The organism is Rhodanobacter sp. UC4438_H5 (assembly GCF_052978405.1).
This window is the reverse complement of the sequence record NZ_CM129672.1, coordinates 2718277-2732485: the sequence shown is the minus strand read 5'-3', so window position 1 is coordinate 2732485 and position 14209 is coordinate 2718277. Positions and strand designations below refer to the sequence as shown.

Here is a 14209-nt window from a genome sequence, read left to right as displayed (position 1 = left end):
TGCGCTCAGGCCGAACGGCGGGAGCTGAAATCCTTCCCGCCGGCTTCATCAATACCCGGATACCGAATGTTCTTTCGCAACCTCACCCTGTTCCGTTTTTCCCCCGCGGTCGCCACCGATCTCGATCGCCTCGACGAGGCCTTGGCCGAGCACCGGCTGCGCCCCTGCGGCCCGCTGGAGATGTTCACCAGGGGCTTCGTGCCGCCGGTCGGCCGCGGCGAGGGCGAGCCGCTCACCCATGCGGTGAAGCAGTCCACCCTGTTCACCGTCGGCGGCGAGGACAAGCTGCTGCCCGCCGCCGTCATCAACGACGAGCTGCATCGCAAGGTGCAGAAGATCGCCGAGGAGGAGGGCCGCAAGGTCGGCGGCCGCGAGCGCAAGCGGATCAAGGAGGACCTGCTCAACGAGCTGCTGCCGCGCGCCTTCGTGCGGCAGTCGCGCATGTCCGCCTACGTCGACAAGAAGCACGGCTGGCTGGTGCTGGACACCTCCAGCCGCAAGTCGGCCGAGAACGCGCTGAGCCAGGTGCGCGAGGCGCTGGGCAGCTTCCCGGCGGTGCCGCTGGCGCCGGAAGAAGGTCCGCGCGTGCTGATGACCGACTGGCTGGCCACCGGCAACCTGCCGGCCGGGCTGGCGCTGGGCGACGAATGCGAACTGCGCGACCCGGCCACCGCCACCGGCGCGATCGCCCGCTGCCGCCGCCAGGACCTGGATGCGGAAGAGGTCAAGGAGCACCTGCGCAACGGCAAGCAGGTATTCCTGCTGGGGCTGACCTTCGACGACCGCATCAGCTTCGTGCTGGGCGAGGACCTGGTCATCCGCAAGCTGAAGTTCCTCGACGTGGTGCTGGACGAGCTGGGCGACAGCCAGGCCGATGCCCACGCCGAAATGGACGCCAGTTTCGCCCTGTTGACGCTGGAACTGGCGCGGTTGCTGGCCAAACTGGAGGAATGGTTCGGCCTGCCGCGTCCCACCGACGGCTGAGATTTCGCAGCCGGCCGGAATTGCGGCCGGCCTGCCGCCCGGCCCTTGCGCCGGGGCGCCGGCTTGCCGGCATACTGTCTGTCCGGATTCGCCACGCCGACCGCGCGTGACGTACCGGATGGACGGCAGGACATGACGCAGCATCTCGAAGGCGACTGGCTGGAACTGGCGATGGCAGGCGGCAACACCATCCGGGTGTTGAAGGCCGCCCATCCGCGTGCGCGACGTTTGCGCCTCACCGTCACGCCCAAGGGCGCGCGGGTGTCGTATCCGCGCGGCACGCATCCGGCGCAGGTCAGCGCGTTCCTGCGCAGCCACGCCGTGTGGCTGGAGCAGAAGCTCGACGAACTGAACCTGATCGTCAAGCCGCTGCCGCCGCTGCGCATCGGCCATGCGTGCCACTTTCCGCTGCGCGGCGAACTGGTGGAACTGGACTGGTCCGAAGGCACCTATCCGAAGATCGAGGCGCATGCGCGCGGCCTGACGCTGGTGGTGCCGCGCCCGCACAGCCGCGCCTTGCCGATCGCCCGCGGCCTGCTCGCCTCCCACCTGGAGTTGCTGATCCGTCGCGACGTGTCGCGCTGGATGGCGGTCCACGTGCCGCAGCTGGGCCTGGCGCCGACCTCGCTGCGCATCCGCCCGATGAAGAGCCTGTGGGGCAGCCTGGACACGCGCGATCGCATCAACCTCGACCTCGCGCTGGCGCTGGCGCCGTCGGCCGCGTTGCGCTACGTGCTGGTTCATGAGCTGTGCCACCTGCGCGTGCGCAATCACTCGCCGCGCTTCTGGGCACTGGTGGAAACGCTTTATCCCGACTGGCGCGAACAGCGCGACTGGCTGCGCCAGCACGGCGCGATCCTCAAGGCCGAACTCGACCGGCTGGTCGCCGACGTGGCCGATTGAACGGCGCGGCGTCCTCGCCGGCTCAGGCGTCGGTGGTCTTCCAGCGTCGCGGTGTCTCGTTGGTGACGATCTCCACGCTGGAGCGCGCCGACTCCAGCGGACGCACCTCGACGGTCAGGCCGAAGGCGAGGCAGGGGTTCTCCGCGGCGATCGCGGCGGCTTCCTCCAGCGTGTCGGCCACGATGAACCAGTAGCCGCCGACCAGCTCCTTGGATTCGCTGAACGGACCATCCGTCACCGCATCGCGGGACACCAGCTTGCCGCGGTTCGCCAGGCGGCTGCCCGGTTTGAGCCGCCCTTGCGCCAGGCCTTCTTCGTACCAGGCGTAGAAGCGGTCGATGGTGTCCTGCACGGCGCCCTTGTCGGCGTCTTCGTCCCATTGTCCGCGCGAGATCAGCAGGTACTCGTTTGTGGGCATGGAACCTGGCCTCGATAGGGGGCGCGGTGACGCGCCGGTCAGACTGCCTTGCGCGGCTGGCGCACGTAGCGCGTGCGCAGCAGGATGTCCCACAGCGGCGTGGTGACGCCGAAGTTGGTATCCGGGTGGTAGTGGTGCACGTGGTGGGCGCCGGCCCAGCGGCGCAGCAGCGGCTGCTTGAAGCGCACGTGGTGGATGATGAAGTGGGCCAGGCCGTAGACGATGTAGCCGAGCGTGATCGAGCCGGCCAGCAGCAGCGCGAACCCGAACGGCATCAGCACCACCAGCACCGCGGTCAGCGCAATCAGCACCATCGCCGGCAGGAAGAACGGCAGCGAGTCGTAGCCGAGCGGACGCTCGTGGTGCATGCGGTGGCCCTGCTCGAACAGCGGGATGCGGGTGTGGAACATCCAGCGGTGGAAGAAGTACTCGATGAAGCTGAAGGCGAACAGGCCCAGTGCGATCGCGCCGGCAGCCAGCCAGGGACCGCCGTCGAGATGGCGCCAGCCGACGACCAGCAGCCAGGCGCCCAGCGCCGTGTCCAGCACCAGCTCGGTCCAGTAGTTGGTCCGCGTGGTGGACATCCGCGCAATCGCATCCACAGCTGAACGAACGAGGTTCTGCTTCATCGTTGCACTTTCTTGCCAGGCGCCATGCCGGTGTGCAGGCTCATGCGTGCATTCTCCCATGTCGGCAACCACAATCCATCATGTTTTCCCCCGCCGGCTGCCGTGGCGACCGGTTCCGTTCAGTGCGACAGCGCAAAACCGGTGAGTATCTGCGCCGTCGTCTCGGGCTTTTCCAGCATCGGCAGGTGGCCGCAGCCGTTGATCGTGCTGGTGCTGATCGCGCTGGCGGCGGTCAGTCCGTTGCGCAGGCTGTCCAGCGCCGAGATGTCGGTGATCCTGTCATCGTGGCACCACAACCCCAGCACCGGCATGGTCAGCCGGCCCAGCCGCTGCTGCAGCGCCAGCGGCTGCGCGTGCCAGGCCTGGAACGTGCGCTGGATGAAATCGCGGTCGCGCCGATTGCGCTCGACCAGCACGTCGACGAAGCGGCCGGGCCGGTCGGGCGGCTGCGCGAACTCCAGCGCGGCCAGCTGCGCATAACCGGCGCGGTCCCCGAACAGGTAGGGGTTGTTGCCCGCGCGTACCAGGCGCGTCAAGTCGCTCTCGCCGGCTTTCAGGCCGTACGCATCGAGCAGGGCCAGGCCGGCCACGCGCTGCGGCTGGTCGGCGGCATACGCGGCGGCGATCGCCGCACCGGTGCCGTGGCCGGCCAGCATGAAGCGCGGCAGTCGCAGTGCCTGCACGAAGGCGTCCAGTCGCGCGGCCTGCGCGTCGACGTCGTAGTTGCCCTGCGCCACGCGCGAGGATTCGCCCCAGCCGGGCAGGTCGGGGATGACCAGATGGAAATGTGCACTCAGCAACGCGGCTACCGGCAACCAGACATCCTTGTCGCCGGCGAAGCCGTGCAGCAGCACGATGGTCGGGCCTTCGCCGCCTTCGTAGTACGACCAGCGGGTGTCGCCGACCTGCACGCTGTGTGTTTCCAGCTTGGCCGCCATCGCCTCGCGTAGGTGCCCGGCGCGCATCAGCCATTGCGGCGCGAACAGGTAGCTGCCGCCCAGCACGATGGCCAGCAGCGCCACCAGCCAGGCAAGGAACTTCAGCCGCCGTCGCAGCATGCGCTTCCACAGCGGCGTGGTCGTATCGGTGGGCGAGGTCGGGCTCACTCAGGCTTGTCCGCCTGCTTCGCCTTGGCGAGGATGCCCTCCACCACCTGCTGGGTCAGCGGGTGGTAGCCGGCTTTCGCCTTGGCGTAGACCTGCTCGGCGAAGGCCAGTCCTTCCGGCGTTTTCACGAACGCCTTGTACAGCGGCGTGGTGAGGTAGATGCGGCCGATCCGGGTCATGTGCTCGGCGGCGGCATCCCACACCGCCTTGTCGCCGGCGGCAATCGCGTGGCTGTACCAGCGCATGCCGATCTCCGCGTTCGGCGTGCCGGTGAGGTGCCAGGCGGCGTCGAGCTGCTGCATCCTGTCCAGCGCCGGCGCGTCGGGCAGGCGGTCGAGGAAATACATCCACTCCTGCGTGTTCCATCCCTTCGCGTCGAGCTTGTCGGCCGCCAGCGTGCCGGCAAGAAATTCGCCGCGCTGCCTGTCGATCGCGTCGAAGCTCGGCGACTCGGGCAGCGGTGCATCCTTGGGGATGCCGCTGCCGTAGACCCATTCGCGCACCTCCGCCCAGCCCATCTTGCCGGGGTACTTCTCGATCAGGTTCGGCTTCATGTAGTCGAGCATCTGCTCGGTGGTGATGCTGTGCCAGGCGAAATGCTTGAAATAGCCCTTCAGGTAGGCATCGAAATCGGCGCGACCGAAGCGTTGCTCCAGCGTGCGCAGGAACCACGAGCCCTTGTCGTAGGCCACGTCGGAGAGCGAGTCATCGGCGCCCACGCCGCGCGGGTCGGGCGCCAGCTTCTGCGCGTTCTCGGCCATCGCGCCGATGCTTTTCTGCAGCGCGCGCGCCGACAGCAGTGCCTCCTCGTCGGCCTGGCTCTTGCCGTACACCGCCTCGGTGATGCGGCCCTGCACGTAGGTGGTGAAACCCTCGTTGAGCCAGATGTCACGCCACGCCGCGGCGGTGACGAGGTTGCCCGACCACGAGTGCGCCAGCTCGTGCGAGACCAGCGAAACCAGGCTCTTGTCGCCCACCAGCACGGTCGGGGTGGCGAACGTCATGTTGGGATTTTCCATGCCGCCGAACGGGAACGAGGGCGGCAGCACCAGGATGTCGTAGCGGCCCCAGGCGTAGGGGCCGTAGAGCTTCTCGGTGGCTTCGATCAGTTTCTCGGTGTCCTCGAATTCGTGCGCGGCCTTGGCCACCACCGAGGGTTCCGCGTACACGGCCGAGCGCGGGCCGGTTTCCTTCACCGCGAGGTCGCCGGCGGCGATCGCCAGCAGGTAGGACGGGATCGGGTGCGGCTGGTCGAACCTGAAATCGCCGTCAAGCGGATGCTGCGCGTCATTGAGCGCGCTCATCACCACGCGGATGTTCTTCGGCGCGCTGACGTGCGCGTCGTAGGTGAAGCGGATCGCCGGCGAGTCCTGCAGCGGCACCCACGAGCGCGCGTGGATGGATTCGGACTGCGAGAACATGAACGGCGCGCGCTTGTCCGCCGTCTGCGCCGGGGTCAGCCACTGCAGGCCGGACGCGGTGGGTGCCGTGCTGTAGACGATGCGCACCTGCGCCGGATGCTTCGGCGCGGTGATGGTGAGCTTGCTGCCCAGCTCCTTGTCGCGCGGTGCCAGCGCGTATTTCAGCGGCGTGGCCTTGCCGTCGGCGGCCAGCGCCTCGACCCTGGCGATCTTCAGGTCGCGCGTATCCAGCACCAGCGACTGCGCCTGCGGGTTGCGCCAATCCAGCTTCAGCGTCGCCTGGCCCGCGAGCTGCTTGTGCGGGAAGTCGATGTTGAGGTCGAGATCCAGATGCGTCACCCGCACCTGGTCGGGCTGGGCGTAGGAGTTCGGATCGTTGGCTTGGGCAGCCACCGGCAACAGCAGCGTACCGAAGGCAAGAAGCGGAAACAGGCGCATGGGCGGGAGATCTCTCGGGCCGGGAAACCCCGAGTATGCCACCGCCGCGCTGGCTGCCGCCTGTGACGAAAGCTCAGGGCAACTCGCCTGCCGAATGCGGGTCGCTCGCGTACGGATGCATGGTGGCGAGAAAGCCCGGTTGTGCCTCCACTCGGGCGATCCAGGCGCGGATGGCGGGATATTCGTCGAGCGCGAAGCCCGCCTCGGCCGCGCGGCTGCCGTAGGCGAACAGCGCGATGTCGGCGATGGTGTAACGCTCGCCGGCGATGAAGTCGCGCTCCGACAGCTCGCGCTCCAGGATCTCCAGCGTGCGCTGCGCCGCGTGGCGCTTTGCCTCCACCAGCGCGGGTGCGCGTTGCGCCAGCTTGCCGGTCAGCGTCCAGTGGCGCAGCGCGCCGAGCACCGACTCCACCCGCTCCTGCTCGAAATGCAGCCACTGCTGCACCTTGGCGCGGCCGAACGCATCACCCGGCACATACGGCGTGCCATCGGCCAGGTACATCAGGATCGCGTTCGATTCGGCCAGCGTGCGGCCGTCGTCCAGTTCGATCGCGGGCACCGTGCCGGTCGGGCTGATGCGCAGATAGCTTTCGCTGCGGCCCTCGCCCTCGAAGATGCTGACCTCCAGCGTGCGATACGGCCGGCCGAGGTGATGCAGCAGCTGGCGCACTTTCCAGGCGTTCTGCGAAGGCAGGTAGTCGTAGAGGGTCAGCATCGGCAACTCCATTGAGGTGAGGCGCGCATTCTGGCGTCACCGCGCCGGGCGCGCCATCCGCTTCTTGCGCCGACGCGGTTCCGGTCCGAAACGGCGTGCCGTCAGCAGTACCGATCGGCCAGCGCGTCAGTGGCCTCGACCAGGCGGTCGACGATGGCCGGGTCGGCCGCGCTGTGGCCGGCGAGCACGAAGTGCAGGGTGGCTTCGGGCCAGGCCTGGGCGAGGTCCCAGGCGCTGACGGCGGGGCAGATGATGTCGTAGCGGCCGTGCACGATGGTGGCCGGCAGGTGGCGGATGCGCGGCACGTCGCGCAGCAGCTGGTCCGGTTCGAGGAACAGCGCGTGACGGAAGTAGTGGGCTTCCATCAGCGCCAGGCTGACTGCGTGATGCGGGTCTTCGAAGATGCCGCCGGCGTCGGGGTCGTGCACCAGGGTGGTGCTGCCGCCTTCCCACGCGCTCCACGCCTGCGCTGCGGCGAGGCGGGTGGCTTCGTCGGTGCTGTTCAGGCGCTGCCAGTAGGCGTCCAGCATCTCGCCGCGCTCGTCGCTCGGGATGAAATCGCGGAAGCGCGCCCAGCGTTCGGGGAAGATCTGCCGTGCGCCGCCATCGAGTTCGTTGAACCAGCGCAATTCCTGTGGCCGGCCGAGGAAGATGCCGCGCAGCACGATGCCCAGGCAATGCTGCGGGTGGGCCTGGCTGTACGCCAGCGCCAGGGTCGAACCCCAGGAGCCGCCGAACACCACCCAGTGCTCGATGCCCAGGAAGGCGCGGATGCGCTCGATGTCGGCGACCAGGTGCGTGGTGGTGTTGTCGGTGAGTTCGGCGAACGGGGTGGACTGCCCGCAGCCGCGCTGGTCGAACAGCACGATGCGGTAGCGCGCCGGATCGAAGAAGCGACGGTGATAGGTCGACAGGCCGGCGCCCGGTCCGCCGTGCAGGAAGATCACCGGCAGGCCCAGCGGGTTGCCGCACTCCTCCACGTGCAGCGTGTGCAGCGCATCCACGGGGAGGCGATGGGTCTGGTACGGCTCGATCTCCGGGTACAGCTCGCGCATGGTCGGTGTTTCCTGCGGGGGTCAGGCGCTGGCGAACTGCAGCGCGGCGGTGAGGTCGCCCGGCGGCGGGCCGCCGGCGGCGATCATCGATGCGTCGCGCAGCTTCAGTCCGGGCAGCAGCTTGAGGTCGAAACGGCGGGTGAGGAAACGCAGGATCGAGCCGGTGTCGTAGATCGTGTGGTCGACGAAGCCCCGCTTCGCGTGTGGCGAGATCACCAGCGCCGGCACGCGCGTGCCCGGGCCCCAGCGATCGCCTTTCGGCGGCGCCACGTGATCCCACCAGCCGCCATTCTCGTCCACCGTGAGCACCACCAGCATGTTCGGCCACTGCGGGCTGCGCTGCAGCGCCTCGACCACTTGCGCCAGGTGCTCGTCGCCGGCATCGAGGCTGGCGTAGCCGGCGTGCATGTTGAGATTGCCTTGCGGCTTGTAGAGCGTCACCGGCGGCAATTGGCCGGCTTCGACCGCGGCAATGAAATGGTTGCTGTCGGCGCGGCTGCCGGTGCCGGCGTCGCGCAGATGCTGCGCACGCGCCGCCGTGCCCGGGGCGAACTGGCGGAAATAGTTGAGCGGCTGGTGGTGCGGCTGGAAATCCGGCACCTGCGGAAACTCGCTGTGGTCGCCTTCGCCCTTGCCGTCGAGCGCCAGCTGCCAGGCGCCGGCATACCAGGCCCAGTCGATACCGGCTTGCGACAGCACGTCGCCGATGGTCAGGTGGCTCTGCGCGGGCAGCGTGTTCGGGCTGGTCGCATCCGCCAGCCGCGGATCGCGCGGGTCATGGCTGAAGCCCGGCGCATAGGCCGGCCCCATGGTGTTGACCGCCCAGAAGTCCGGCGTCATGGCATCGCGCGAGGCCCATTCCGGGCGACCCTGCATCGCGCTCGCCGGAGAGCCTTCGGCGAACTTCGGCAGGATGCCGGTGGGGTCGTCACCCTGCACCTGGGCGATCTGCAGTTTCGCCGGGCTCTGGTCGGCGTGCGGGAAGTACGGCGGCTGCGCGGCGACCAGGTACTGGTGGTTGAGGAACGAGCCGCCGAATGCGCCCATGAAAAAGTTGTCGCACAAGGTGTACTGCCGCGCCAGCTGCCACAGGCGCAGGCTGCGGGCCGTGTCGGCGTAGTGGCCCATCGGCATCGCGCCGGTGTTGCTCCAGGCCACGAAGCCGTCGTTGCGGCCGCCGTTGATCTGCAGCTGGTTTTCGTAGAAGCGGTGCACCAGATCGCGGGTGATCACGCCGTGCGGCAGCAGCTCGCCATCGGGCGTGCGCAGCGCGAAAGGCCGGTTGGGCAAACCGGTGATGGCCTGCTCGTCGATGAGGTAGCGGCGCCCGCCGACCACCTGCTCGCGCGGCACCATGCCGCTCCACACCGGCGGCAGCGTGGTGAGCAGACTGCCGCCGCGGTCGCGCTGGCGGTACTCGGGCGAGTCGAGCGCCTTGAGCGGTTGCGCCAGGCCGGGGAAGCCGGCGAACAGGTTGTTGAAGCTGCGGTTCTCCGCGTACAGCACCACCACGTGCTGGATGTGCTGCCGCAGCAGCGCGTCGAGCGCCGCTTGATCTCCCGTCGGCGCACTGGCGTGGCGTGCGTCGTCGATGCGACAGCCGGCCAGCGTCGCGGCCGCACCCGCCAGCGCGATGCCGCCCAGCACGCGGCGCCGGGCAGGGTCGCGGGGTGCGTTCTCGTCGGCGTCGGGCGGTGCGCTCGGCTTGTCCGTCATGGCTGGGGAGACTCCGTCAGGGCCGCGGTGCGGCCTCGTCGTAGAAGCGCGCCAGATCCGCCTTCACTTGCTTCAAGGCGTCGACATCGAAGTAGATCATGTGACCGGACGGATAGAAACCGTACTCGATGTTCTTGCTGATCGCCGGGTCCAGGCTGAGGTGGCCCAGGTCGAACTCGGTGGCGTAGAACGGCGTGGCCAGGTCGTAGTAGCCGTTGGCGGAAAAGACCTTCAGATGCGGGTTGCGCCGCATCGTGTCGGCCAGGTCACTGCCCACGTACGGCGCCTGCGGGAAGCGCTGGTGCTCGCGCTTCCAGTCCCAGTTGCGGTTGATGACGCCGTAGTTGTTGGGCAGGTAGGCGTGGTCGCTGGCGTAGTTCAGGGCGCTGGTGGCGTACTGGTTGAAGGCGGCCAGGTAGGCGCCGGTGGCGGCATCGCTGGCGGCGTCGCCGTCGGGCGTCTCGCCGGCGGCATCCGGGTCGATGCCTTCGAAACGGCCGTCCAGACGTCCAACCGTGCGGCGCTGGTCGCGCAGCAGCTCCTTGCGGAAGCGGCTGGGGTCGATGCGCAGGTTGGCCTGCTTGATGTACGTCGTCGACAGGCCTATGTACTGGCTCAGCTGCGTGGCGATGCGGTCGGCCTCGGCCGGCGTGATCGCGTCGCCCCTGGCCAGTGCCAGGGTGTAGTCGGTGCTGGCGAACTGGCGCACGGCGGCGATGAAGCCGGCCAGGTCGGCGGGCTTGTTCGGTACCTTGTTGTGGTACCAGGCGATCGCGGCCTCGGTCGGCAGGTTGACGATGTAGCCGTGGTCGACACCGGTGTTGGCCCACACGCTGAAGTCCAGGATCGAGGACATCAGCACGATGCCGTTGAGCTCCATGCCCTGGTCCTGCAATTGCTTGGCCAGCACCGCCGAGCGGGTGGTGCCGTAGCTCTCGCCGAACAGGAACTTCGGCGAGTTCCAGCGGTGGTTGTCGCCGACGTAGCGGGTGATGAACTTCGCGAACGCGTCGGCATCCTGATCGATGCCGTAGAAGTCCTTGCCCTTGGCCGCGCCGACCAGCTGCGAATAGCCGGTGCCGGGCGCGTCGATGAAGACCAGGTCGGACTTGTCGAGCAGGCTGTATTCGTTCGGCACCGTGCTGTACGGCGGCGGCGGGATCGGCTGGTCGCCCGCGTTGGCCACCCGTACCGGCCCGACCGAACCCATGTGCAGCCACATGCTGGAGGAGCCGGGGCCGCCGTTGAACAGGAAGGTGACCGGCCGCTGCGCGGCCTTGCCGTCGCCGACGGTGTAGGCCACGTAGAACATGCTGACCGTGGGCTGGCCCTTGTCGTCCTTGATCAGCAAGGTGCCGGCGGTGGCCTTGTAGGCCACGTTGCGGCCATCGATGCGCACGCTGTGCGAGGTCACCACCTTGCGTTCGGGCGGGATCGGCAGCGTGTCCTTCTTGGTGTCCTTGTCGGCCTGGGACTTGCTGTCGTGCGGGTTGCTGTCGGCCGCATGCAGCGGGGCGGCAAGGCCGATGGCCAGGACGAAGGCGAGCGGGGCGATGAGGGAATGGCGCATGGCGAGAGGCTCCGTATCAGCGCTGCGGCGCGGCAAGGTCGTAGAAGCGGGCGAGATCGTGCTTGAGCTGCTGCAGCGCCTCGGTGTTGAGATAGATCATGTGCCCGGAAGGGTAGTAAGCGAACGACAGATTGCCGCGCAGCGAAGGGTCCAGGTTCATGTGCGCCAGGTCGTACTCGGTGATGAAGAACGGCGTGGCGAAATCGTAGTAACCGTTGAGCGAGAGCACCTTGAGGTTCGGATTGGTGCGCATCGCGTGCGCCAGGTCGCCGGCCACGTACGGCAGCGGCAGCGCGCGGCGCATGCCCGGGACGGCGTGCTTCCAGTCCCAGCCCTGGATGATCTTGCCGTAGGTGGGGCGGTAGTCGAGCTGGCTCGGGTAGTCGAGCTGGTCGGCAAGATAGTCGTGGAAGGCGCTGACGAAGGCGCCGCTGATGCCGGTGTCGGAGGGGTCGTACTCCGGCGTTTCGCCGGCGGCATCGGGGTCGGTGCCGGTGAAGCGGGCGTCGTAGCGGCCCAGGATGAGACGCTGGTCGCGCAGCAGTTCCTTGCGGAAGCGGCTGGGGCTCACGCGCAGGTTCGCCTGCTTGATGTATTGCACCGGCAGGCCGGTGAAGCCGGCCATCTGCGTGGCGATCGCGTCGAACTGTGCGGCGGGCAGATCCTGCCCCAGTGCCAGCGCGGAGGCGTACGGGCCACGCGCCCAGGCGCGGGCCTGGTCGACGAAGGCCTTCAGCTCGGCCGGCTTGTTCTGGCCGCTCTTGGAAGGCACTTTGTCGTGGTACCACGCGGCGGCGGCGAAGCTGGGCAGGTAGCCGACGTAGCTCTCGTCGTAGCCCGGCATGCGGATCGCGTAGTTGAGGATCGAGGACATCAGGATCACGCCGTTGAAGGCCATGCCCTTGTCCTGCAGCGCGTCGACCAGCGCGGCCGACCGGGTGGTGCCGTAGCTCTCGCCGTACAGGAACTTGGGCGAGTTCCAGCGCCGGTTGAGCGTGACGTAGCGCTCGATCGCGCGGCTGAAGGCGGAAATGTCCTGGTCCACGCCCCAGAAGTCCTTGCCGGTGGCCTTGCCCAGCGGGCGCGAATAACCGGCGCCGACGGCGTCGATGAAGACCAGGTCGGTCTTGTCGAGCAGGCTGTCGCCGTTGGCCACCAGGTGGTACGGCGCCGGCGCGGTGGCCTGCGGGCTGGCCGTCTCGATGCGCACCGGGCCGAGCGAGCCCATGTGCAGCCACACGCTGGAGGAACCCGGGCCGCCGTTGTAGAGGAAGGTCAGCGGGCGCTGCGAGGGCTTGCCGTCGTCGACGGTGTAGGCGACGTAGAACACGCTGGCCTGCGGCTGCTGCTTGTCGTCGCGGATGATCACCGTGCCGGCGGTGGCGGTGTACCTGATCGTGCGCCCGCCGATGGCGACGCTGTGCTGCGTGCGCACCGCCGTTTCATGGGCGGGGATGCGCGGATCGGTGCTGTCATGGGTGGCGCTGGATGACGCGTTGGCCGGCGCCGCGTCGGCGGCATGGGCGGCGGGCAGGCCGGCGAGCGCGATGGCACTGGCCAGCAATAGCGAAGCGAGGCGGCGCATGGGGTTCCCCTGAGTTCGAGCAGCGTTCGAGTATGCGACGCCGTGTCGATGCGCGACCGTGACAAAAGTACTGGTCGCCCCGCGCGACCGGTGGATCAGTCGCCCGACATCGCCATCGCCGCGTTCCACATCGCGCGGGTCAGGGGCCGGTTCTCGTGCGGCGTCTGCAGCACGATCAGGGTGGTGGTGCTGTTGCTGGCGCCGGTCTTGAGCAGGCGGTCGAGCACCGACTCCAGGTGCCCGGTGGACATCGCCACCACGTGCAGCAGGGCCGAGTCCTCGCCGGCCAGGCGGCGGCATTCGAGCACCTCGGGAATGTCCTCGACCAGGCTGCCGATGCGCGCGCAGGTGGCCCCGTCGCAGCGCAGGCGCACCATCGCGCTCAGCGCATAACCGAGCCGGCGCGGGTTGACCGTGGCGTGGTAGCCGCTGATCACGCCGGCATCCTCCAGTCGCCGCACCCGTTCGGCCACTGCGGGCGCGGACAGGCGCACCAGCCGGCCGAGTTCGGCGAAACCGAGTCGCGCATCGCGCTGCAGCGCCTCCAGCAATTGCCAGTCCTTGCCGTCCAGTGCGGATCGGCCATCGGTCGGTTTCGATTCCAAGGTGACAACCTCTTTCATCATTTCGATCAGCGGCGAAACATCGCGATTCCGCCGCGATGCATTATTCACCGGCGCCATCGCCAGGACTAGGATGCGCGCTTCCCCGCCGGAGAATCCCCCCATGGATACCGCTCAACGTCTCGATGGCCGTGCCCTGCTCGCCATCGCGATCGCCCTGCTCACCTGGTCGTCGGCGTATGCCGCGATCGCCTATGCATTGCCCGCGTTCACGCCGGGCGAGGTGGCGTTCGCGCGGCTGCTGATCGGCTCGCTGTGCTTCGCCGTGCTGCTTTGGATCAGGCGCGTGCCATTGCCGGCGCTGCGCGACTGGCCGCAACTGGCCCTGCTCGGCGTGCTTGGCCTGACCGTGTATCACCTGTGCCTGAACTACGCCGAGACGCGCATCGCCAGCGGCACCGCCTCGATCCTGATCTCGCTGGTGCCGGCGGCCACGGCGGCGGTGTCGGCGCTGTGGATCGGCGAACGGCTGGCCGCACGCACGTGGCTCGGGCTGGCGGTGGCCCTGCTCGGCACGGTGCTGGTGGTATTCGCCAGCGGACAGCGCGTGGAGGTCGATCCGCACGCCTTGCTGGTGCTGGTGTGCGTGGCCGTCTCGGCGGTCTTCTTCGTCGGCCAGAAGGCGCTGTTCTCGCGCAGCAGCATGGTCGGGGTCACCGCGTTCGCGATGTTCGCCGGCACGCTCGGCGCGTTGCCGTTCGGCTGGCATCTGCCGCAGGCGCTGGCAGCGGCCTCGTGGCCGCACATCGGCGCGCTGCTTTGGCTGGGCATCGCGCCGACCTTCGTCGGTTACCTGGCCTGGAATCTGGCGGTGAACCGCTCATCGGCCTCGCAGGTCAGCAGCTTCATCTACCTGTCGCCGCCGATCGCGCTGCTGATCGGCTGGCTGTGGCTGCACGAGGTTCCCGAGGTGCTGGTGCTGGTCGGTGGTGCGATCACCATCGGCGGCGTGGTGCTGGCCAACGCACGGCGGCGGCCAGCGCCGCCGGCAGCCAGCCCGGCGCTGCCGGTGTCCTCGTGCGAGCAGTCGTGAGGACGACCGGCGC

General features: G+C 68.5%; 13 protein-coding genes. 3 read left to right on the top strand and 10 right to left on the bottom strand.

Annotated features, from left to right (window positions below; genetic code table 11):
• Positions 1-66: 66 nt before the first annotated feature.
• Positions 67-984 carry a recombination-associated protein RdgC gene (locus ACVCL9_RS12615; RefSeq protein WP_447097865.1) on the top strand — a complete coding sequence of 306 codons (918 nt, stop codon included), beginning with the start codon at positions 67-69 and terminating at the stop codon, positions 982-984.
• A 132-nt stretch (positions 985-1116) separates the two neighbouring features.
• Positions 1117-1887, top strand: a complete 771-nt coding sequence (locus ACVCL9_RS12610; RefSeq protein ID WP_395120473.1) for a M48 family metallopeptidase — start codon at positions 1117-1119, stop codon at positions 1885-1887.
• Positions 1888-1909: 22 nt separating this feature from the next.
• Here the strand turns inward: ACVCL9_RS12610 and ACVCL9_RS12605 are convergent, their stop codons facing one another.
• The 10 genes from ACVCL9_RS12605 to ACVCL9_RS12560 all read right to left on the bottom strand — a co-directional run bounded on the left by ACVCL9_RS12605 (position 1910) and on the right by ACVCL9_RS12560 (position 13163).
• Positions 1910-2305, bottom strand: coding sequence for a YciI family protein (locus ACVCL9_RS12605; RefSeq protein ID WP_447097866.1), 396 nt, complete (start codon positions 2303-2305; stop codon positions 1910-1912).
• Positions 2306-2343: 38 nt separating this feature from the next.
• On the bottom strand, positions 2344-2889 hold the full coding sequence (locus tag ACVCL9_RS12600; protein ID WP_447097867.1) for a sterol desaturase family protein: 546 nt from the start codon (positions 2887-2889) through the stop codon (positions 2344-2346).
• Between the two features lie 164 nt (positions 2890-3053).
• Entirely contained in the window at positions 3054-3992 is a 939-nt protein-coding gene (locus tag ACVCL9_RS12595; protein WP_395121275.1) for an alpha/beta fold hydrolase, read from the bottom strand.
• Positions 3993-4036: 44 nt separating this feature from the next.
• Positions 4037-5899, bottom strand: a complete 1863-nt coding sequence (locus tag ACVCL9_RS12590; protein ID WP_447097868.1) for a M1 family metallopeptidase — start codon at positions 5897-5899, stop codon at positions 4037-4039.
• A 73-nt stretch (positions 5900-5972) separates the two neighbouring features.
• Complete coding sequence (locus ACVCL9_RS12585) at positions 5973-6614, bottom strand: glutathione S-transferase family protein (protein WP_447097869.1); 642 nt, start codon at positions 6612-6614, stop codon at positions 5973-5975.
• A gap of 101 nt (positions 6615-6715) precedes the next feature.
• Positions 6716-7669 (bottom strand): prolyl aminopeptidase, encoded by a 954-nt coding sequence (gene pip / locus ACVCL9_RS12580; protein ID WP_447097870.1) that lies wholly within the window; start codon positions 7667-7669, stop codon positions 6716-6718.
• A gap of 21 nt (positions 7670-7690) precedes the next feature.
• The gene (gene acpA, locus ACVCL9_RS12575) at positions 7691-9385 is read right to left on the bottom strand and encodes an acid phosphatase (RefSeq protein WP_447097871.1); all 1695 of its coding nucleotides are present in this window, start codon (positions 9383-9385) and stop codon (positions 7691-7693) included.
• A gap of 16 nt (positions 9386-9401) precedes the next feature.
• A complete protein-coding gene (locus ACVCL9_RS12570) occupies positions 9402-10955 on the bottom strand; it encodes a S10 family peptidase (protein ID WP_447097872.1) in 1554 nt (517 codons plus the stop codon).
• A 16-nt stretch (positions 10956-10971) separates the two neighbouring features.
• On the bottom strand, positions 10972-12540 hold the full coding sequence (locus ACVCL9_RS12565) for a S10 family peptidase (protein WP_447097873.1): 1569 nt from the start codon (positions 12538-12540) through the stop codon (positions 10972-10974).
• 95 nt (positions 12541-12635) lie between these two features.
• Complete coding sequence (locus ACVCL9_RS12560; RefSeq protein ID WP_395121273.1) at positions 12636-13163, bottom strand: Lrp/AsnC family transcriptional regulator; 528 nt, start codon at positions 13161-13163, stop codon at positions 12636-12638.
• Between the two features lie 103 nt (positions 13164-13266).
• Here ACVCL9_RS12560 and ACVCL9_RS12555 point away from each other — a divergent pair, with 103 nt between their 5' ends.
• Entirely contained in the window at positions 13267-14196 is a 930-nt protein-coding gene (locus ACVCL9_RS12555; RefSeq protein ID WP_395120458.1) for a DMT family transporter, read from the top strand.
• Positions 14197-14209: the final 13 nt, after the last annotated feature.